The following is a 19,057-nucleotide window of genomic DNA, read 5'->3' on the forward strand; positions in this document are numbered from 1 at the left end:
GTGCGAACTGTCGGGAGACAAAGGGCGTGGAGTTATTCAGCGCTGAAGATGACGGCTGTGGCTACTGTCAGAAATTACAGGTAAGGACGTATTTGCGATGAACGGTCGTGAGCCCTAGCCACTGGCTCGCCGCATATCAATGTGGGAGCGGGCTTGAACTGGCCTAATGATTTTGGACACCTCAATCGGGCGCTATGATGGCGCCCAAATCTGAGGTGTTTGGATATGCGTAAATCTTATTCAAGTGAGTTCAAACTCAAGGCTGCCAGCATGGTGCTGGACGAGGGGCAGTCGGTTCCCGAGGTCTGTGCCAGTTTGGATATTGGCCCTACGGCCTTACGCCGCTGGGTCGATCAGGTTCGCAAGGAACGCTTGGGCTCGACTCCGGTGGGAGCCAAGGCGATCACCGCGGATCAGCGAGAGATTCAGGAACTTAAAGCCTTGCTCAGGCAAAAAGATCGGGATATCGAAATCCTAAAAAAGGCCAGTGCTCTCCTGCTTTTGGACGCCAAAGATCACTCTCGTTGATCTGTGAGCTGGGCGAGCAGTACGGCGTTAACGATTGCTGTCGTGTGTTCGGGATAAACCGCAGTAGCTTTTACGCATGGCGTCAGCGCCAAGGCAAAGTGAGCCCTAAGCGAGAGCAGCTCAAGGCCATGCTGGTCAAGCACCACAAGGCGTCGAGAGAGTCTGCGGGCGCTCGTACCTTGGCTAAACAGCTGCAAGCCGGCGGGCATGATGTCGGGCGTTTCATGGCTCGCAGCTTGATGCGAGAAGCAGGCATTGTCAGCCGTCAACGCCGGCGCCATAAGTACAAGTCACCCGGCGTGGAAGCGTTGGTGGCACCGCATGTGCTCAAACGCAAGTTTGATGTTACGGCGGTCAATCAGGTGTGGTGTGGGGACGTGACGTACATCAAAGTCGGCAAGCGCTGGCTGTATTTCGCGGCGGTTCTGGACTTGTTCGCTCGCCGGATCGTGGGCTGGTCGTTTTCGATGATCTCCGATGCCACGCTGACCTGCGAAGCCCTGCGGATGGCGATTGAACTACGCGGTCGCCCAAAAGACGTACTGTTTCACTCCGACCAAGGTTGCCAGTACACCAGCCATAAATTCAGAAATGAACTGCTGGAACATGGGCTCCGGCAGAGCATGAGCCGTAAAGGCGAATGCTGGGACAACGCTGCGATGGAGCGTTTCTTTGGAAGTTTGAAATCAGAGTGGGTGCCAGAAGCAGGCTACGGATCGGAACACGAGGCCCGAGCGGATGTGCAGCGCTATATATCGCGCTACAACATCACCAGGCCACATAGCTACAACGACTATCGGTCACCAGTCGCCAAGGAGAAGTTGGCGGCGTGAAACCTTAATCAGTGTCCAAGATTACTTGACCAGTTCAGCTCGCTCGCGAACAGGCCGGCATATTCAACATCACAGGTGACTGAACCGACGCTTTCGCGAGCAAGCCCGCTCCCACAGGGGATGGGTGCTTCAGATGAAGACAATTTCGTAGGGTAGGCGCATGCGTTCCAGGATCACCGGCGGCAGCATCGGCGCGATGCCGATCGCCGGTTCGCCCTTGAGCTGGCTGGCATAGGCGTGGGTGGCGTGGCTTTTGCGCGCCACGGTCCAGGTGTCGAGGCGCAGTTTGCGTGCACGATCCCAGGGGATCAGGCTCTGCTCGCGCTCCGGCCAGTGCCAGGCCCAGACTGCCACGTCGTGATAGGTGGCTCCGGCTTGCGCTGCCGCTTTGGCACTCGCACGTCCGACCGCTTCGTGGTCGTCGTTGCCGTCGTTGCGCCAGGTGCTGAACACCACGTCGCCGGGGCGCAGATAACGCGCGATGAAACTGCTGATTTCGGTCTCGCGTTCGAGCAGCGCGTTGTCGGTGAACCCGCCGCGCACCCATTTCAGACTGTGCATCGGCAGGCCGAGCCGACGCAGGGCTTCGACGCTCTCTTGCGGACGGAACACGCTCAGGCGTTTTTCCGACCACTGTCGCGAGCCGGGATGGCTGGCGCTGCCATCAGTGATCGAAAGCAGTTGCAACGGATGGCCAAGGCTGGAGAGCAATTGCAGGAGGCCGCCACAGGTCACCACTTCATCACCCGGATGCGGGGCGACGACGACGGCGCGAGCACCGCGGGGAACTAGGCTATGGGTGTTGATGACGGGAATGTTGTCCAGCTGCGGGGCACTGTTCCAGATCTGTACCGGCGGCGGGTTTTCGTTGAGGAATAACGGTTTCATGGGTGCTACGTCCTTGTCGAGTCAGGCCCTCAGCCGAATCTGCACCGTGCAAAAGCAGGTGCGCTCGACCCGTGAAGGCGAATGGATTGCTGTGCGACGCTCCCAACCCTGGATTGCCGCGCAGCAGAGTATTGCTCATGAAAACCGGTTCGTCGCGTTACAGATCAATCTGATCCGCTTTTTTTATGTCTAACTGTACCAATTTTCGCAGGTAGTCCCCGAAACCGCCCCGGGCACGGCTGTCCAGACGGGCGCTGGTGTGCACTTGCGGACGGTGGCTCCAAGCGATGTCGGCACCGAGCAATTCCAGTTGCCGCACCAGTTGCACGTCCTCATCGCAGGTCAAGGGGGCGAATCCCCCAGCCCAACGATAAGCATCGGCACTGACCCCAAGATTGGCGCCGTGGATATGGCGATGCCCGTCCCGCGCCAGATAGTGACTGTGATAACGGATTTGCGCGCTTTCGTCGAATGTCGGATCCCAATGTTCAACGGTCACCGTGCCGCACACCGCGTCCGCACCCAGACCCAACTGCGCCACCAGCCAGTCATCGGCCACACGGCTGTCAGCGTCGGTGCAGGAGATCCAGCGCGCGCCACGTTCCAGCAACACCTGCGCGCCAGCGGCCCGGGCCTGGCCGACGTTGCGGGCGTCGATGTGCAGGCTCAGTACCGGAAAGCCGCTGACGATCTGTGCCGAGCGATCGGTGCAGCTGTCGAGCACCACCAGCACTTCGACCGGTTCGCCGGCCAGCAGCCCGTGTTTGCTGGCGCGTACGGCGGCGGTCAGGCACTGTTCGAGCAGGTCTTGCTCGTTGTGCGCGGGAATCAGAATGCCGATCATCGCAGGCCCTCCAATGCGGCCACCGAGCGCGGCTCACGGCTCCAGACTTCAAGAATGAAGTCCGCTTCCTGATGCAAGGCCAGACGCGGCAGCGGTAATTGCTCGTGGATCAGGTCGTGCACCTGCCGGGCATTGAGCGGGCAGCCGTCGATGGGCGGGCGCCAGTGGCAGGCCAGCAACTGGCCGTCCGCGGTCAGGGATTGACTGATGCGCCGGATCACTTCTGTCAGATCCTGGGCATCGAGGTAGTAGCCGATTTCGCTAAATACAATCAGGTCGAATTTTTCTTCCGGCCAGTCGCCGGGCAAGCGACTCTGGCGCACCTCGGCGTGGTCGAAAAGGCTCAACCGGGTACGCGCCAGGTTCACCGCAGCACTGGCGGTGTCGCAACACAGCAGGCGGTCGCAACGCTCGGCGAGTTCGGCGCTGAGTTCGCCATTGGCGCAACCGGGCTCGAAGATCGCCCGGTAATGCGCACGGGGCAGGGCGGCGAGGGTGATCGCGCGTTTGCGCTGTTCGTACCAGCGCTCGCGGAAGGCCCAGGGATCGTCATTGGCGCTGAACAATCCGTCGAAGTAACGATCATCGACGCTCATAGAAACACCACTTCGAAAGGTTGCAGCAGGCGATCCAGCACGTACGGCGCCAATACCGGTTGCAGCCCGGCTTGCGGGTCGCCCTCCAACTGACTGGCGAAGGCATGGATCGCGTGGCGTTTGCGCGCCACCTGCTCGGGTGACAACAGAATTTTGCGCGCGCGCTGCCACGGCACCGAGGCGTCTTCGGGTGAGGCCCAGTGCCAGGTCCATACCGGCAATTCGTGGCAGGTGGCGCCGACCCGCCGCGCGGCTTCGATACTTGCGCGGCCGGCAGCTTCGTGATCGCAGTGGCCGTCCTCGCACCAGGTGCTGAACACCACGTCGCCGGGGCGCAGGTGGCGTTCGATGAAGGCGACCAGCGACGGCTCATCCGCGGCGACCTGGCTATCGCTGAAACCGCCGCGCAGCCATTTCATCCGGTGCAGCGGCACGCCGAGGCGGCGCAGGGCTTCGGCTGATTCCTGCGGCCGCACCACGCTCAGACGCTCCACCGGCCAGCGCTCGGAGCCGGGGTGACTGGCGCTGCCATCGGTGACCGAGATCAACTGCAACTGACGCCCGGCGGCGGCCAGCAACTGCAACATCCCGCCGCAGCCGAGCACTTCGTCGTCCGGGTGCGGGGCGACAATCACCGCCCGCGCGCCCGGTGGCACCAGACTGAGGACGTCGACGCTGTCCAGCGCCGCCAGGTGCCGGGAATGTTGCCATTGCAGCAGCGAAGTGCCTTGGTGGCCGATGATCGGATCGGGTTTGTTCACGGCATTCATAGCGTCCAGGCCTCCTCGGGGTGTTCAGCCAGCGTTTGGCCAAGGGCCGCCAGATCACGCTCGGCATGGCTCTGGCGCAGGAACACCGGCAGATCAGCGATCAGCCGGGCGAAGTGCCGGTCCTTGCAGAACGGAGCGGCACCCAGCGCCCGACCGGTCTCGCGCATCACTTGTTCAGCCGATTGCTCGACCACGGCGCGGGCACGCCGGGCCAACAGTTCGGCATCGGCTTCGGGATGCGCATCGATGTGCAACGCACTGAAACGCAGCACATTGGCCGCTGCGTACAGCGCCGCATCGACCGCACCGAGGTGGGCGAGGGCATGCGGCTCCTGACGTTGCGCGCAGTGTTGACGCAGTGCCTCGGCGATCTGCCGCGCCGCGCCGTACCAGCACGCGGCAATGCCGATCCCGCCTTGCCAGAAACCCGGACGATTCAGGTAGTCGCCGGGTTCGCCGATGGCCTGGGCCTCGGCGCCGTCGAAAAGCACTTCAACGCTGCCGGTGGCACCCATGCCGACCGCTTGCCAGCCCTGATCGGTGATGGTCACGCCCGGTTGATCCAGCGCCACCGCGACCAGTTGCTGACGGTCCTCGGCGTCCCACGCGGTGAGCAGCGCATGGCTGAGCACCGCCGCCCCGGAGCACCAGGCCTTGCGCCCGTCGAGGCGCACCATGTGCCCGGCCGGGCGCACCTGCACCCGCGCCTGCGGTGGTTCCGCCGCCCACATGCCCCAGGTGCTGCCCGGCGTTGGCGAACCACCGAGCTGTTCGATGATCGCCAATGCGTCGGTGTGGCCTTCGTAGAGTTTGCACAAGCCCAGATCATGTCCGCCGACTTCAGCCAGACGCTGAAAGCGCTCCAGCGTGCGGCCGCTGCCCGCTAACGGCAACTGATCCAGACCGGCCTCGACCAGCGCCCGCAGGCAATGGCCGAGTGCGGCGGTGTCGCGATAGTCGGGCGGGCGGCGCGCCAGATAACTGTGCAGGTCCATATCAGTCTTCTTCTTCGCGTTGCAGTTCGAACAGCAGCAGCGAACGGCCGGTGACCGAATACTCATGGCCGAACTCGAAGCGTTCCTGACCGCGAACCGACGGCTGATTGGTGTCGATCATGCAGGTCCAGAAACTGCCTTCCGGCACTTCCGGCAGGCTGAAATTGACGATGTCGTGATGGGCGTTGACCACCAGCAGCAGCGTCGCATCGGCACCCTTGCGGCGGATCCCGGTTTCCTGCGCGCGACCGTCGAGCAGCATGCCCAGGCAACGGTTGTGCGCGTCATGCCAGTGTTCGGTGGTCATCTCGGTGCCGTCCGGCGCCAGCCAGGTGACGTCCTTGACGCCGATGTCCTCGTTGTACTCGCCGACCAGGAAACGGCCCCGGCGCAGGATCGGGTAGGCCATACGCAACTTGATCAGTCGTTTGACGAATTTGAGCAGCGCCTTGCCGTCCTCGCTCAGGTCCCAGTTGACCCAGCCGATCTCGCTGTCCTGGCAATAGGCGTTGTTGTTGCCGTCCTGGGTGCGGGCGAATTCGTCACCGGCGACGATCATCGGCGTGCCTTGCGACAGCAGCAGCGTGGCGAAGAAGTTGCGCATCTGCCGATGGCGCAGTGCATTGATCTCCGGGTCGTCGGTCGGGCCCTCGACACCGTGGTTCCACGACAGGTTGTTGTTGCTGCCGTCCTGGTTGTTCTCGTCGTTGGCTTCGTTGTGCTTGTCGTTGTACGACACCAGATCGTTGAGGGTGAAACCGTCATGCGCGGTGATGAAATTCACCGACGAGTACGGCCGCCGTCCACGCTGATTGAACATCTCGCCGGACGCGGTCATGCGACTGGCGAAGTCGGCGACCTGGCCGTCATCGCCCTTCCAGAACGCGCGCACGGTGTCGCGGAATTTGTCGTTCCACTCGACCCAGCCCGGCGGAAAATTGCCGACCTGATAGCCACCGGGGCCGCAATCCCAAGGCTCGGCGATCATTTTCACCTGGCGCAGCACCGGGTCCTGACGGCAGGCGACGAGGAAGCTGTGACGCTCGTCGAAACCGTCGTGATAGCGCCCGAGAATCGTTGCCAGGTCGAAGCGGAAGCCGTCGACGTGCATCTCGCTGGCCCAGTAGCGCAGCGAGTCGGTGACCATTTGCAGCACGCACGGGTGACTGAGGTCGAGGGTGTTGCCGGTGCCGGAATCGTTGATGTAATAGCGCTTGTCGTCCGGCATCAGGCGGTAGTAGGAGGCGTTGTCGATGCCGCGCATCGACAGGGTCGGGCCTTGTTCGTTGCCCTCGGCGGTGTGGTTGTAGACCACGTCGAGGATCACTTCCAGATTGGCCTCGTGCAGGTGCGCGACCATCTCCTTGAACTCGGCGATCTTGCCGCTGGCCAGATAACGCGGATCCGGGGCGAAGAAGGCGATGCTGTTGTAGCCCCAGTAGTTGGTCATGCCCTTTTGCAGCAGGTGCTGGTCGTTGACGAAAGCATGGATCGGCAGCAGTTCCACACTCGACACGCCGAGTTTGCGGATGTGCTCAAGCACGTCGTCGACCATCAGACCGGCAAACGTACCGCGCACGTTCTCCGGCACCGAAGGGTGACGCATGCTGATGCCGCGTACGTGGGTTTCATAAATGATGGTTTTGTCCCACGGCACGCTGACGCGATGATCGTTGCCCCAGGTGTGCGCCGGGTCGATGACCTTGCACTTGGGCACGAACGGCGCGCTGTCGCGTTCATCGAAACTGAGGTCGGCGTCAGGGTGGCCGATGGTGTAGCCGAACAGCGCCTCGGACCATTTCAACTCGCCGACCAGTTGTTTGGCGTACGGGTCGATCAGCAGTTTGTTGTGGTTGAAGCGATGGCCGTTGGCCGGGTCATACGGGCCATACACGCGGTAGCCGTAGATCAGCCCCGGGTGGGCATCGGGCAGGTAGCCGTGGTAGATCTCGTCGGTGTACTCCGGCAGTTCGATGCGTTCGAGCTCGACTTCGCCGGCATCGTCGAAAATGCACAGTTCAACCTTGGTGGCATTGGCGGAAAACAGTGCAAAGTTAACCCCCAGACCATCCCAGGTCGCACCGAGCGGGAAGGGCAGGCCTTCACGGATTCTCGAAGGTTCAGCGTGCGCTGCGGGCTCGGTATTCTTTGGACGGGTCATGATTGCTCCTGCAAAACGGGGAAATTCTCGGCTGATACAAAACCTTGTAGGAGTGAGCCTGCTCGCGATAGCGGTCTGCCATTCGATCTCGATTTCGCCTGATACATCGCTATCGCGAGCAGGCTCACTCCTACAGGGAGGTTGTATGTTTCTTGAGGACGAGTTAGTCCTCGGTGGCGAGCGAACCCGCCACACGGTCATTCAGTTCAATAATCCGGGTGTGTCAGTTGGCCGGGGGCTTGCGTGGGGCGCGGGGCTTTTTCTCGGCGGCTTTTTCACCCGGCGGTACGACTTTGGCGGCGCCGGCCGGCTTGGCCTTCGCGGCCGCTGGTGCCTTGGGCTTGGCCGCCGGGGCCTTGCTGTCGGTGTCTTTGCCGGCGGTCTTGCTGCCCGCCGCTTTCGGTGATTTCTTCGGCGCCAAAGCTTCGGCTTCAGCCAGTTTGCGCGCCATCTCCCAATGACGGGCTTCGTGACCTTCCGGCTTACCTTCCGATTCCCAGATCTGATAGGCGAACTCGCGGATGCGTTTATCGTCGGTACTCATCGCAATGCTCCTGAACTGAACTCGTCGTTACGTAAAGAGTTGGATAAAGAGATTGACCGGGATATCCCCCAGCGCGGCGCTGACGTTCAGCTCCCTGTTTTTTGTGACTGCGCTGCTGTGAAAAAGTCCCTTCAGGTTTGTGTCGGAGGCGGCGAACGGTAAAACCACCCGTGTATCGCCCCAGCGCAGCGCATCCACCTGTGGCACGGCACTGTTTTCCAGCAACGTCGCGCAGCGGACCGGCACGATCACGATGGCGTAACGGCCCTCGTGCTCACGGGCGAACGCGAGCACGTTGTGCGCCTGCTCGCCCAGCACCTCCAGAGCCTGATACGTGCCCCGGCGAAACAGCTCGGCGTGTTCGGCGCGCAGGTTCAGCACTTGAGCGATCAGCGATTGCTTGATGCGCCCGTCACGCCAGTTCGCCAGCAGTTCCTGGAGCGGTGCGTGTCCGTCCAGGGCCTGCGCACGCGCGGCGTAATCCACCGGCCGGCGGTTGTCCGGATCGACCAGGCTGAAGTCCCAGAACTCGTTGCCCTGATACAGATCCGGCACCCCCGGCACGGTCATGCGCAGCAAGGTTTGCGCCAGACTGTTAAGGGCGCCGGCTGCCGCGATGCTGTTGACGGTCTTGCTCAGTGCTGCGCGCAGCAGCTCACCTTCGTCACCGGTGAGCAGGCGTTGGGTGAACGTCTGCGCAGCGTTTTCATAGGCTTCATTCGGCGCACTCCAGCTGCTTTGCAACTTGGCTTCGCGCAGGGCTTTCTGTTGCCACTGCCAGATGCGTTCGGCGTAGTCGCTGAAACCTGACTGATCGTCATCGCTCAGTTGCAGCGGCCAACTGCCGAGCAGCGCCTGATAAAGGATCAGTTCATCACCGGACGACGGCACTTGGTCATCGTCGCGCAACGGCCGGGCGAGGGCGCGCCACAACTCCACCTGTTCGGCGTACCAGTGGCTGCGTTCACTGAGCACCGCCAGTCGTGCGCGGGTGTCTTCGCCACGTTTGTGATCGTGGGTGGCGGTGGCCAGCAAGTTGTCGGGGAACGCCGCCAGCCGTTGCTGATTGACCGCGTGGAAATCACTGACCGGTGCGCTGAACTGCTCGGTGTTGTAGCCGACGTCATTGCGCGACAGCAGCACCGCCGAGCGATACAGCGCGGTGTCTTCGACGGCTTTGGCGGCTGCCGGCGAAGTCAGTTGCTGGAAGCGTACGCAAGCGTGCTTGAGAATCTTGCGCGAGCGTCCACGCGGCTTGTGCCGCCATGGCGTGCCACCGAGCCAGGCCGCCACACAATCGAGCACCGGCCAGTCGCCTTCGCCCAAGGTCTGGCGGGCACCATCCATGGCTTGCTGGAAAAACTGTTCATCCTGCGCCGAGCGCCCGAGCGCGCTGATGTAAGTGCGATACACCGGGAAATGCACGATCAGCGCCTGCAACACCCGGCGGATCGCGCCGAGGGTCAGGTCGCGGGTCATCAGGTCATCCCGGGCCACTTGCAGCAGCGCCTGGGCGACGCTTTCGAAGTCACTGGCCAGCGAGCCGTTGAGGATCTGCTGGCGCGCCAGTTGCGCTTCTTCGATGAACGCCGCCGGACGCTCGGTGCGTCGCTGCCAGAGGTCGCCGAGGACGTGTTCGCCATCCGGGTCGTGTTGCAGCAACGACAGCTGATTCATGAACTCGTAACCGGTGCTGCCATCCACCGCCCAATCGGTGCGCAAGGTTTCGCCTTCGCCGAGAATCTTCTCGACGTAGATCGGCAAGTGCCGACCCGGCGCAAGCAAGTCGAGGCGCCGGCGTAACTTGCGGCAGTAACCGCGCGGGTCAGCGAGGCCATCGATATGGTCGATGCGCAAACCGTCGACCAGGCCTTCGGCGATCAACTGAAAGATCTTGCCGTGAGTCGCTTCGAAAACGGCGGGGCGTTCGACGCGCAGGCCCCCGAGCTCGTTGATGTCGAAAAAGCGCCGCCAGTTGATGTCGTCCGCAGCGGTACGCCAACTGGCCAGACGGTAGCTCTGGCGTTCGAGCAATTGATGCAGCTTGTCGAAGCCTTCTGCAGTCGTGGAGTCGTAATGCGCGAGACTTTCCTCGAACGCGGCGAGAATCTGCGGATCGCTTGCCAGCTCTTTCAGTTCAGCCTTGAGCGGCATCGCCAGCGCATGCGCGTCGGTCTGGTAGCTCAGGGCGCTGAAACGATCGGCCAGGGATCTCAGCGCTTCGACCGGTTTAAGCAACTCGCCGTAGTCATTCGGGCAGATCGGAAAGTGATGCTGGTAATGCTCGACGTGGAAGCGACCTTGCTGCGCATCGAAATGCAGTTTCAGCGTGCCTTCTTGCAGCGCGACGCCATAGTCGCTGCCGAGAAACGGCAGCAACAACTGGCCTTCCATCAACGGGTCCGGTGAGTGCCACTGGATGTCGAAGAACTCGCCGTACGGACTCAGGCGGCCCCATTCCAGCAGATCGAGCCACCACGGGTTGTCACCGCCGCCGACCGCCATGTGATTGGAGACGATGTCGAGGATCAGGCCCATGTTGTGTTCGCGCAGGGTGCTGACCAGACGCCGCAGCGCCGGTTCGCCGCCGAGTTCCGGATTGACCTGGGTCGGGTCGACCACGTCGTAGCCGTGCATCGAACCGGCGCGGGCCGCGAGCAGCGGTGAGGCATAGATGTGGCTGATGCCGAGGCGGGCAAAGTACGGCACCAGCGGCACCGCCTGTTCCAGAGTGAAACCCTTGTGAAATTGCAGGCGCAGGGTGGCGCGCAGGGGTTGGATGAGGGTCTGGTTCATTGGTCACGCTCGGCAGCTTGCAGGCGGGCACAGGCCAGCAGTTCCAGACGGCGCGCGGCATCGGCGCCATCAAGCAAGGCTTCGCTGTTGCCGGGCAGGCGTCGCGACCAGTTCGGGTGGCTGTCGATGGTGCCCGGCAGGTTGGCCTGCTCGTCGATGCCCAGCGCATCTTCCAGCGGCAGCAACACCAGCGGTGCGCGGGTATGACCGAGGAAACGCACGCTGGCATCGACCACTTGATCGGCTTCGTGGGATTCTTCGCGGAAGTTTTGCGGGTCTTGGCTCAAGGCCCCGCGCAGGCCTTCGCGCTCGCGCTGGCGATGGCGACGCCATTCGATTTCACCGTTGGCGTCGACAAATTCCAGACGCGCGTTCCAGTCGATATCGCGGCCATGCCACCAACCGTTGAGCGTCGGCAGGTCGTGGGTGCTGGTGGTCGCCAGCGCATTGTCCGGCCAGTCGAGGATCGGTTTGAAAAACGTGTTGTCCTGTTCGAACAGCAGCACGCGCATGCCGAGGATCGCCCGCGCACTGAGTTTTTCGCGCAGACCGTCGGGCACGGTGCCGAGGTCTTCGCCGAGGACGATCGCCTGATGCCGATGGGACTCAAGGGTCAACAGGCGCAGCAGATCGTCAAACGGGTAATACAGATAAGCGCCATCGGCCGGGGCCGCGCCATTGGGGATCACCCACAGACGTTGCAGGCCCATCACATGGTCGATGCGCAGCCCGCCAGCGTGGGCGAAGTTGGCGCGCAGCATGTCGATGAACGCACGGAAGCCGTTGCGGATCAGGCCTTCGGGGGAAAACGCGGAAATCCCCCAGCCCTGACCGGAGCGATTGAGAATGTCTGGGGGGGCGCCAACGGTGAGCGAGGCGAGCAGTTCGTCCTGAAAGCTCCAGGCCTGGCTGCCGGCGCCATCGGCACCGACCGCGAGATCGGCGATCAGGCCGATGCCCATGCCGGCACTGCGCGCAGCCGTTTGCGCACGCTCCAGGCAGCGGTGGATCAGCCACTGGCAAAAGGCGAAGTAACTGATGCGTTCGGCGTATTCCTCGGCAAAGGCTTCGAGGGCGGCGCCGCGCGGGTCATGCCAGTGTGCCGGCCATTCGCGCCAGTCGAGGCTCTCGCCACGGGCGGCGCGCATTTCCTGAATGGCTTCGAAACGGCAGTGGTTTTCCAGGGCTTCGCCACCGGCATGGCGGAAACTGGCGAAGTCCGGATGCAACGGATGCTCGCCCGCGACGAAACCGTCGTACAAGGCTTGCAGCAATTTCTGTTTGGCGTCGGCGGCGGCGGGCCAGTCGATCAGCTTCAAGTCTTCCAGTTGCCGGAATTGCTCGGCCAGACCGCTGGCGTCGATCGCATCGCGCAGCGCGCGTTCGCCAAGGATGGCGCCCGGTGCGGCGTACAAGGCATTGAGAAACAGGCGGCTGGACGGCGAATAGGGGCTGTAGCGTCCGGTGTCGGCGCTGAACATCGCATGCAGCGGACTGATTGCCAGCGCATCGGCGCCGCGCTCGCCGGCCACCCGCGCCAGTTCTTCCAGCGCCTGGGTGTCGCCGAAGCCGCAGTCGCCGGGGCGGCGCAGACTGTACAACTGCGCGCTCAACCCCCAGACGCGAGGGATCGGGTTGTCTACCGCATCGCCGACGCTGAAGCAGCGCTCGGGGGCCACGGCCAGGGTGAAATATTGATCGGCGATGTGCACCTGCTGATAACCGACCGGGATCAAACCGGGCAGTTTCGCTTCGGCGTCGAGTTTGAGGTTAAGCCGTGAGCCGTCTTCGAGGTGGATTTCGCAAGGGGTTTCAGGCTCGAAATAGCGGGCCAGGTCAACGCTCACCCCGACATCTGCGGTCAACAGTGGCGGCAGGTGGCGATCCTGCTGCACTTGCTGCAGTTGCAGCAGACTGGCGTCGATTTCCTGTGTGGTATTGGCCGGATGACCCAGGCCGGTGAGAACATTGCGCAGCACCGCCGGGGCGACTTTCTGCGGGCGGCCGTTGGCGTCGATCCAGTCGACGGCGAGGCCGGCGCGGCTTGCGAGTATTTCCAATTGCGCATCGCTCATAGGCGCTCTCCATCCAGAGGTTGCAAGGGGGTTGCGGCCGTGAGGCTGACAAGCGCGCAATACGCGGGCAGTACGCCCGGTTCCGACAGGGCAACGGCGGGCGGCTGCTGAAACAGCCACACAGCGTCGGTCTGTGCAGGGTTGACCACTGGCGTATCGCTGAGGTTCAGGTCAATTCGCAGCTCGCTGCCATCACCCAGACGCCAGCGCGCACTGACAGCGCCATGGCCGAGCATGTGCGCCCCAAGCGCCTGAGTGCCGGACAGATGGGGAATGATGTAGCGGTGGCGCAATTGCAGCAGTTGCCGGTACAGCGCGAGGGTTTCCTGCTGTTTCGCGCTGCCGCTGCCTGTGAGGCGCGGCTGCGAAGCGTGGAAGGTCTGCTCGGCATTCGGATCAGGAATCTGCTCGCGCTTGTGCGGATCGGTGAAGGCGCTGAACCCGGCGAATTCATTGCGCCGACCTTCGCGCACCAGATCCGCCAGTTCACCGTGGTGGCTGGTGAAGAACAGGAACGGTTGCTCGGCGGCGAATTCGTCGCCCATGAACATCAGCGGAATCATCGGTGACAGCAGCAACAGCACGGTGGCGGCCTGCACCGCGCGTGGATCGGCCAGGTGATGCAGACGTTCGCCGAAGGCCCGGTTGCCGATCTGGTCGTGGTTCTGCAGGAACAGGATGAAAGCGGTGGAGGGCAGGTGTTCGCTGGGCTCGCCGCGCGGTTCGCCGTGGCGGGTGATGTGGCCCTGAAACACGAAGCCTTGGCTCAAACACCGCGCCAGTTGCTCGGTGGGTTGCAGCGCATAGTCAGCGTAATAGGCGTCGGTTTCGCCGGTCAGCAGCACGTGCAGGGCGTTGTGGCCGTCGTCGTTCCACTGCGCGTCGTAATCCTCTTCGAGCAGGCTCGACTGATTGAGCTCGTTTTCCACGGTGAGCCAGACGTGGCGGCTCGGATCGATCTGCTGACGAATACGCTGCGCCAGTTCGGGCAGGAAATCCGGGCTTTCGATGGCGTGCACCGCGTCCAGGCGCAGCCCGTCGAAGCGGTATTCGAGCACCCACATCAGCGCGTTTTCAATGAAGAAGTCCCGCACTTCACGGCGGCGGAAGTCGATCGCCGCGCCCCATGGCGTGTGCTTGTCTTCGCGGAAAAAACCTTTGGCGTAGCGCCCGAGGTAATTGCCGTCGGGGCCGAAGTGGTTGTAGACCACGTCGAGAATCACCGCCAGACCATGGCCGTGGGCGCTGTCGATCAGATGTTTGAGTTGTTCCGGGGTGCCATAGGAGGCTTGCGGTGCGAAAGGCAGTACGCCGTCATAACCCCAGTTGCGTGTGCCGGGAAACTGCGCCAGGGGCATCAGTTCGATGGCGGTAATGCCCAGCTCGACCAGACGCGCCAGATGCTGCTCGACTTCGGCAAAGCCGCCGAGCGCGCCGACATGCAGCTCGTAGATCACCGCTTCGCTCCACGGCCGGCCGTGCCAGGTGGTATGTCGCCAGTCGTAGGCCAGCGGATCGACCACCACGCTGTGGCGGTCAAGGTCGCCGTCCTGGGCGCGGGAGGCCGGGTCGGGCACCTCCAGTTCACCATCGATGTTGAAGCGGTAGCGGGTGCCCGCCGGGCACCGGGTCTTGATCACGAACCAGCCATCGGCCTGCGGCAACATCGGCAGGGACTGGCCGGTTTCAAGTTCGACACTGACGTAAAACGCATCCGGTGCCCACAGCGCAAACTGAGTGTGTTCGGCGTCCTGCATGATCGCGCCGTGGGGCCAGTTTTGTTGGGTCCGTAACGGCATTGTGAAAAGCTCCCTGAGTTATTTGTGGCCGGCTTTACCCAGCGCCTTGGCGACCAGTTGTTCGTAGAGTTCGGCGTAGGGTTCGACCGCTTTGCACCAGTTGAACGGCGCAGCCATTGCCCGGCAGCGCATGGCATTGAGCAGTTCGGGGAAGGCAAAGACCTTGAACGCGCGGCTCAGGGCTTCGCGGTAGCTCTCGACAGTGGATTCGTCGAAGAGGAAACCGGTGACGCCGTTTTCGATGGTGTCGGCCAGGCCGCCGGTATTGCGCGCCACCGGCAACGAGCCGAAGCGCTGGGCGTACATCTGGCTCAGGCCGCAGGGTTCATAACGCGACGGCATCAGCAGGAAATCGCTGCCGGCGAACATGCGCCGGGCGTCGGTTTCATTGAAGCCGATGCGCACGCCGATCTGCCCGGGGAAGCGCAGCGCCAGTTCACGCATGGCCTGTTCTTCTTCCGGCTCGCCACGGCCGATGATTGCGATCTGGCCGCCGTTCTGCACGATGTATTCGGACACCGCTTCAGTCAGGTCCAGGCCCTTCTGATAAACCAGACGCGAAACCACGGCGAACAGCGGGCCGCTGGAATCTTTCAAGCCAAACAGTTCACGTACATGGGCGGCGTTGATCGCTTTGCCTTCCCAATCGCCGATGGCGAACGGCGCGAACAGGTGTGGATCAGTCGCGGCGTCCCAGCTCTCGTCGATGCCATTGGGGATGCCGCTGAGCAAGCCTTGCTGGGTCTTGGCGGCGAGAAAACCGTCGAGACCGCAGCCGAAATCCGGGGTGGTGATTTCCTGCGCGTAAGTGGCGCTGACCGTGGTGATGTGGCTCGAATAGGCCATGCCGGCCTTGAGGAACGACATCTTGCCGTAGAACTCCATGCCTTCCTGTTGCAAAGCATGGGTCGGAATACCCAGCTCCGGGCATGAGCCGAGGCTGGTCACGCCTTGGTAGGCGAGGTTGTGAATGGTGAACAGGGTCGGCGTGCGCTGCCCGCGCCAGTGCATATAGGCCGGGGCCAGACCGGCGGGCCAGTCGTGGGCGTGCACCAGATCCGGGCACCAGTGAATTTGCGCGAGGTTGGCGGCGATGTCGGCAGCGGCCAGGCCCAGGCGGGCGAAACGGATATGGTTGTCCGGCCAGTCGCGACCGTTGTTGGCACCGTACGGCGAGCCTTCACGCTCATACAGCTCAGGGCAGATCAGCACGTAGATCACCAAGCCGTCCGGCATGTCCATGCGGCCGATCTTGCACGGAGGCAACGCGGCATGGCCGCCAAGTTCGCCGATGATGTGGATCGGGTTCTCGCTGTGCATCACCTGTGGGTAACCGGGGATCAACACGCGCACATCGTGCAGGTGCGCCATGGCGCGGGGCAGGGCGGCGGAGACGTCCCCCAGACCACCGGTCTTCACCAGATCGGCGATTTCCGAGGTCACGAACAACACTTTCTTCTTGTTGGGATTCTGGCTGGCGACCGGCGTCAGCGTTTTGGTGCCCGGGACGTTGATCGACCGGCTGCCGGGAAGACTCACCGTGCTCGATTCACCAACCGCCTGCTGAGCACGCTCTCCCTGAATATCCAATGCCGCACTGATCATATGAATCTCCCGTGTCGTTGATCTGATTCTTGTATCGAACAAGCTGTGGCCAAATCCTGTGGCCGGGCGCAAACGCGCCACGCATCGGTGAGCAAACGCTACCCAACACGTGCAAGCAGAATGGGTGAAGGGGCCGTTGCAAGGATTGCACCACTCGCGTTGACCCTGCCTTTCAGATGACCCGCCGCCATCTGCAAAAGTTTCGACAATTTTTCGGGTTTGTGACTGACCGGTTTTAACCCGCGAAAATCAGTCTAGGCCAGATCCTAGAGCGGGCGGCAGCAAACGGGTAAATTGTTCGACAATCGGTTGGCAGGCAGCGAAATCCGTGGTGTTCAAGCAGGAACGCACCGACGAAGGGCAGGTTTTTTTCAGGGAGAGGGCCAAAACGGTGACTGATCGGTCACGATTTTGTGCTAGCGGAAAGGCAGGGCGCACTGTTGTGGTGCGGGCAGTTTGTTGATGTGTTGTCTATTAAGGCCCCTTCGCGAGCAAGCCCGCTCCCACAGTTGATTTGTGTACGACACTTTTCCAATGTGGGAGCGGGCTTGCTCGCGAAGGCGTCAGTCGATTCAGCGCAATCGAAAAGTTGCGATCAATTCAACAGGCGCAGCGGGCTCCCGGCGGCCCACCCCTGAATATCTTCGATCATCTGCGCAAAGAACTGCCCATAGTTATGTCGGCTGACATACCCCACATGTGGCGTGGCCAGCACGTTGTCCAAGGTGCGGAACGGGTGCAGTGCAGGCAGCGGCTCCTGATCGAATACATCCAGCGCCGCCCCGGCGATCTTCTGTTTCTGCAGCGCCTTGATCAGCGCTGCCTCATCGACGATCGGCCCGCGGGCGGTGTTGACCAGCAGCGCAGTGGGTTTCATCCAGTCCAGCGCCTGCGCATCAACCAGCCCGCGACTGCGCTCGCTGAGCACCAGATGCACGGACAGCACGTCGGCCTGTTCGAACAGTTGTTGCTTGCTGACCCAGGTCACGCCGGCCTGCTGTGCGCGTTCGGCGGTGAGATTCTCGCTCCAGGCAATCACGCGCATGCCGAACACCTGGCCGAATTGCGCGACCTTCTGGCCGATGCTGCCCAGACCGAGGATGCCCAACGTCTTGCCGTGCAGGTCACCGCCCAGCCCTTGCTGCCAGCCGCCGGCGCGCAGGGAGTTGGCTTCGTTCAGCAGATTGCGCGTGGCCGCCATGATCAAGGCCCAGGTCAGTTCCGGCGCCGCGTGTTTGTAGCTGTCGGTGCCGCAGACCTTGATCCCGAGGCTGGCGGCCGCCGGCATGTCCAGCGCTGCGTTACGCATGCCGCCGGTGACCAGCAGCTTGAGATTGGGCAGGCGCTGCAGCAGATCCTGATCGAAACGCGTGCGCTCGCGCATCACGCAGATCACCTGGTACTGGCCCAGACGTGCGGCCAAAGTGGCGTTGTCCGCCGGGTAGTCATGCACAAACGTCACTTCGCCGATGCTGTCGAGCGCCGACCAGTCGACCACCTCCTGCGCCACGTCCTGCCAGTCATCAATCACTGCAATCTGCACCGCCATCAGCCTTACCTCATCAACGAACGGGATCGGGGTTGTTCAGCCAGCCGAGCAAGGCCTGGTGAAACTTCGCCGGTTCTTCCATCTGCGGCGCGTGGCCGAGGCCGGGGAATTCCACCAGTGTCGATTGTGGAATCAGCTTGGCGACCTGCTTGCCGAGCACCTCATAGTGGCCGATTTTCGCCTTGACCTCGGGTGACGCGAGGTCCTTGCCGATGGCCGTGGTGTCGGACGTGCCGATCAACAGCAGGGTCGGCATCTTCAGGTCCTTGAACTCGTAGTACACCGGTTGGGTGAAGATCATGTCGTAGATCAGTGCCGAGTTCCACGCCACCTGGGTTTTGCCCGGGCCGTTGCTCAGGCCGGCGAGCATGTCGACCCAGCGGTCGAATTCGGGTTTCCAGCGCCCGTCATAATAGGTGTTGCGCTCGTAGTCGCGAATGCCTTGGGCGGTGACTTTGAGTTCGCGCTGATACCACTGATCCACGGTGCGGTACGGCACGCCGAGGGCTTTCCAGTCTTCCAGGCCGATCGGATTGACCAGCGCCAGTTGTTCGACCTGATCCGGGAACAGCAGCGCGTAGCGAGTGGCGAGCATGCCGCCGGTGGAGTGGCCGAGCAGGGTGGCTTTCTGGATGCCGAGGGCCTTGAGCAGTTGTTGAGTGTTGGTCGCCAATTGCTGGAAGCTGTACTGATAGTGGTCGGGTTTGCTGGAGGTGCAGAAGCCGATCTGATCCGGCGCGACGACCCGGTAACCGGCCTCGCTCAAGGCCTTGATCGAACTGTCCCAGGTGGCGGCGCAAAAGTTCTTGCCGTGCATCAGCACCACGGTGCGCCCGTTGGCCTTGCCGTGGGCGGCGACGTCCATGTAACCCATCTGCAGGGATTTACCCTGGGACTGAAAGGCAAAGTGCTTGAGCGTGTAGGGGTACTGGAAACCTTGCAGCTCCGGGCCATAAGTCGGGGCATTGTTCGGGACTGCAGCGGGTGCGGCGGCGTGGGCAAACAGCGGCAGCGCGGCGCTGAGGAACAGGCCGGGCAGCCAGCGGGATAGCGTGACGGACATAAGGGCAAACT

At 62.5% G+C, this 19,057-nt stretch carries 15 protein-coding genes; 2 read left to right on the forward strand and 13 right to left on the reverse strand.

All coding sequences use genetic code 11. The annotated features are described in order from the left end of the window. Positions 1-225 precede the first annotated feature (225 nt). Together AC1RBR_RS12625 and AC1RBR_RS12630 are read left to right on the forward strand one after the other, a co-directional pair. Positions 226-528, forward strand: coding sequence for a transposase (locus AC1RBR_RS12625; protein ID WP_225595758.1), 303 nt, complete (start codon positions 226-228; stop codon positions 526-528). Beyond that, a complete protein-coding gene (locus AC1RBR_RS12630) occupies positions 525-1,361 on the forward strand; it encodes an IS3 family transposase (RefSeq protein WP_492563137.1) in 837 nt (278 codons plus the stop codon). The genes AC1RBR_RS12625 and AC1RBR_RS12630 overlap by 4 nt, the downstream gene beginning before the upstream one ends. A 129-nt stretch (positions 1,362-1,490) precedes the next feature. On the opposite strand, the gene AC1RBR_RS12635 is transcribed toward AC1RBR_RS12630, so the two are convergent. From AC1RBR_RS12635 to AC1RBR_RS12695, 13 genes are all read right to left on the reverse strand, one after another. Further along, the gene (locus AC1RBR_RS12635; RefSeq protein WP_115984511.1) at positions 1,491-2,249 is read right to left on the reverse strand and encodes a PIG-L deacetylase family protein; all 759 of its coding nucleotides are present in this window, start codon (positions 2,247-2,249) and stop codon (positions 1,491-1,493) included. A gap of 157 nt (positions 2,250-2,406) precedes the next feature. After that, positions 2,407-3,093 carry a glycosyltransferase family 2 protein gene (locus AC1RBR_RS12640; protein WP_492564699.1) on the reverse strand — a complete coding sequence of 229 codons (687 nt, stop codon included), beginning with the start codon at positions 3,091-3,093 and terminating at the stop codon, positions 2,407-2,409. Continuing rightward, complete coding sequence (locus tag AC1RBR_RS12645; RefSeq protein ID WP_095135591.1) at positions 3,090-3,689, reverse strand: SAM-dependent methyltransferase; 600 nt, start codon at positions 3,687-3,689, stop codon at positions 3,090-3,092. Before AC1RBR_RS12645 ends, AC1RBR_RS12640 begins: the two co-directional genes overlap by 4 nt. After that, positions 3,686-4,459, reverse strand: coding sequence for a PIG-L deacetylase family protein (locus AC1RBR_RS12650; protein WP_095135593.1), 774 nt, complete (start codon positions 4,457-4,459; stop codon positions 3,686-3,688). Before AC1RBR_RS12650 ends, AC1RBR_RS12645 begins: the two co-directional genes overlap by 4 nt. Next, positions 4,456-5,454, reverse strand: coding sequence for an acyl-CoA dehydrogenase family protein (locus AC1RBR_RS12655; protein ID WP_492564702.1), 999 nt, complete (start codon positions 5,452-5,454; stop codon positions 4,456-4,458). The genes AC1RBR_RS12650 and AC1RBR_RS12655 overlap by 4 nt, the downstream gene beginning before the upstream one ends. Position 5,455: 1 nt before the next feature. Further along, positions 5,456-7,615, reverse strand: coding sequence for a glycogen debranching protein GlgX (glgX, locus tag AC1RBR_RS12660; RefSeq protein ID WP_492564703.1), 2,160 nt, complete (start codon positions 7,613-7,615; stop codon positions 5,456-5,458). 223 nt (positions 7,616-7,838) lie between these two features. Beyond that, the gene (locus AC1RBR_RS12665) at positions 7,839-8,159 is read right to left on the reverse strand and encodes a DUF2934 domain-containing protein (protein ID WP_492564704.1); all 321 of its coding nucleotides are present in this window, start codon (positions 8,157-8,159) and stop codon (positions 7,839-7,841) included. 27 nt (positions 8,160-8,186) lie between these two features. Next, positions 8,187-10,955 carry a malto-oligosyltrehalose synthase gene (locus AC1RBR_RS12670; RefSeq protein WP_492564705.1) on the reverse strand — a complete coding sequence of 923 codons (2,769 nt, stop codon included), beginning with the start codon at positions 10,953-10,955 and terminating at the stop codon, positions 8,187-8,189. Beyond that, positions 10,952-13,030, reverse strand: coding sequence for a 4-alpha-glucanotransferase (gene malQ / locus AC1RBR_RS12675; protein WP_492564707.1), 2,079 nt, complete (start codon positions 13,028-13,030; stop codon positions 10,952-10,954). The genes AC1RBR_RS12670 and malQ overlap by 4 nt, the downstream gene beginning before the upstream one ends. Next, entirely contained in the window at positions 13,027-14,829 is a 1,803-nt protein-coding gene (gene treZ / locus AC1RBR_RS12680; protein ID WP_492564709.1) for a malto-oligosyltrehalose trehalohydrolase, read from the reverse strand. The genes malQ and treZ overlap by 4 nt, the downstream gene beginning before the upstream one ends. An 18-nt stretch (positions 14,830-14,847) precedes the next feature. Further along, a complete protein-coding gene (glgA, locus tag AC1RBR_RS12685) occupies positions 14,848-16,434 on the reverse strand; it encodes a glycogen synthase GlgA (RefSeq protein ID WP_095135607.1) in 1,587 nt (528 codons plus the stop codon). 595 nt (positions 16,435-17,029) lie between these two features. Next, complete coding sequence (locus AC1RBR_RS12690) at positions 17,030-17,983, reverse strand: D-2-hydroxyacid dehydrogenase family protein (protein ID WP_492564712.1); 954 nt, start codon at positions 17,981-17,983, stop codon at positions 17,030-17,032. 13 nt (positions 17,984-17,996) lie between these two features. Continuing rightward, positions 17,997-19,046, reverse strand: a complete 1,050-nt coding sequence (locus tag AC1RBR_RS12695) for an alpha/beta fold hydrolase (RefSeq protein WP_492564714.1) — start codon at positions 19,044-19,046, stop codon at positions 17,997-17,999. Between the last annotated feature and the right edge of the window lie 11 nt (positions 19,047-19,057).

Source organism: Pseudomonas sp. GW823-FHT01D03, assembly GCF_058798255.1.

Excerpts from the sequence above, each read along its gene's own strand:
- AC1RBR_RS12625 (WP_225595758.1), top strand. The coding sequence starts at position 226 with ATGCGTAAATCTTATTCAAGTGAGTTCAAACTCAAGGCTGCCAGCATG.
- AC1RBR_RS12670 (WP_492564705.1), bottom strand. The coding sequence starts at position 10,955 with ATGAACCAGACCCTCATCCAACCCCTGCGCGCCACCCTGCGCCTGCAA.
- malQ (WP_492564707.1), bottom strand. The coding sequence starts at position 13,030 with ATGAGCGATGCGCAATTGGAAATACTCGCAAGCCGCGCCGGCCTCGCC.
- glgA (WP_095135607.1), bottom strand. The coding sequence starts at position 16,434 with ATGATCAGTGCGGCATTGGATATTCAGGGAGAGCGTGCTCAGCAGGCG.
- AC1RBR_RS12655 (WP_492564702.1), bottom strand. The coding sequence starts at position 5,454 with ATGGACCTGCACAGTTATCTGGCGCGCCGCCCGCCCGACTATCGCGAC.
- AC1RBR_RS12640 (WP_492564699.1), bottom strand. The coding sequence starts at position 3,093 with ATGATCGGCATTCTGATTCCCGCGCACAACGAGCAAGACCTGCTCGAA.
- AC1RBR_RS12690 (WP_492564712.1), bottom strand. The coding sequence starts at position 17,983 with ATGGCGGTGCAGATTGCAGTGATTGATGACTGGCAGGACGTGGCGCAG.
- AC1RBR_RS12665 (WP_492564704.1), bottom strand. The coding sequence starts at position 8,159 with ATGAGTACCGACGATAAACGCATCCGCGAGTTCGCCTATCAGATCTGG.
- AC1RBR_RS12645 (WP_095135591.1), bottom strand. The coding sequence starts at position 3,689 with ATGAGCGTCGATGATCGTTACTTCGACGGATTGTTCAGCGCCAATGAC.
- glgX (WP_492564703.1), bottom strand. The coding sequence starts at position 7,615 with ATGACCCGTCCAAAGAATACCGAGCCCGCAGCGCACGCTGAACCTTCG.
- treZ (WP_492564709.1), bottom strand. The coding sequence starts at position 14,829 with ATGCCGTTACGGACCCAACAAAACTGGCCCCACGGCGCGATCATGCAG.
- AC1RBR_RS12650 (WP_095135593.1), bottom strand. The coding sequence starts at position 4,459 with ATGAATGCCGTGAACAAACCCGATCCGATCATCGGCCACCAAGGCACT.
- AC1RBR_RS12695 (WP_492564714.1), bottom strand. The coding sequence starts at position 19,046 with ATGTCCGTCACGCTATCCCGCTGGCTGCCCGGCCTGTTCCTCAGCGCC.
- AC1RBR_RS12635 (WP_115984511.1), bottom strand. The coding sequence starts at position 2,249 with ATGAAACCGTTATTCCTCAACGAAAACCCGCCGCCGGTACAGATCTGG.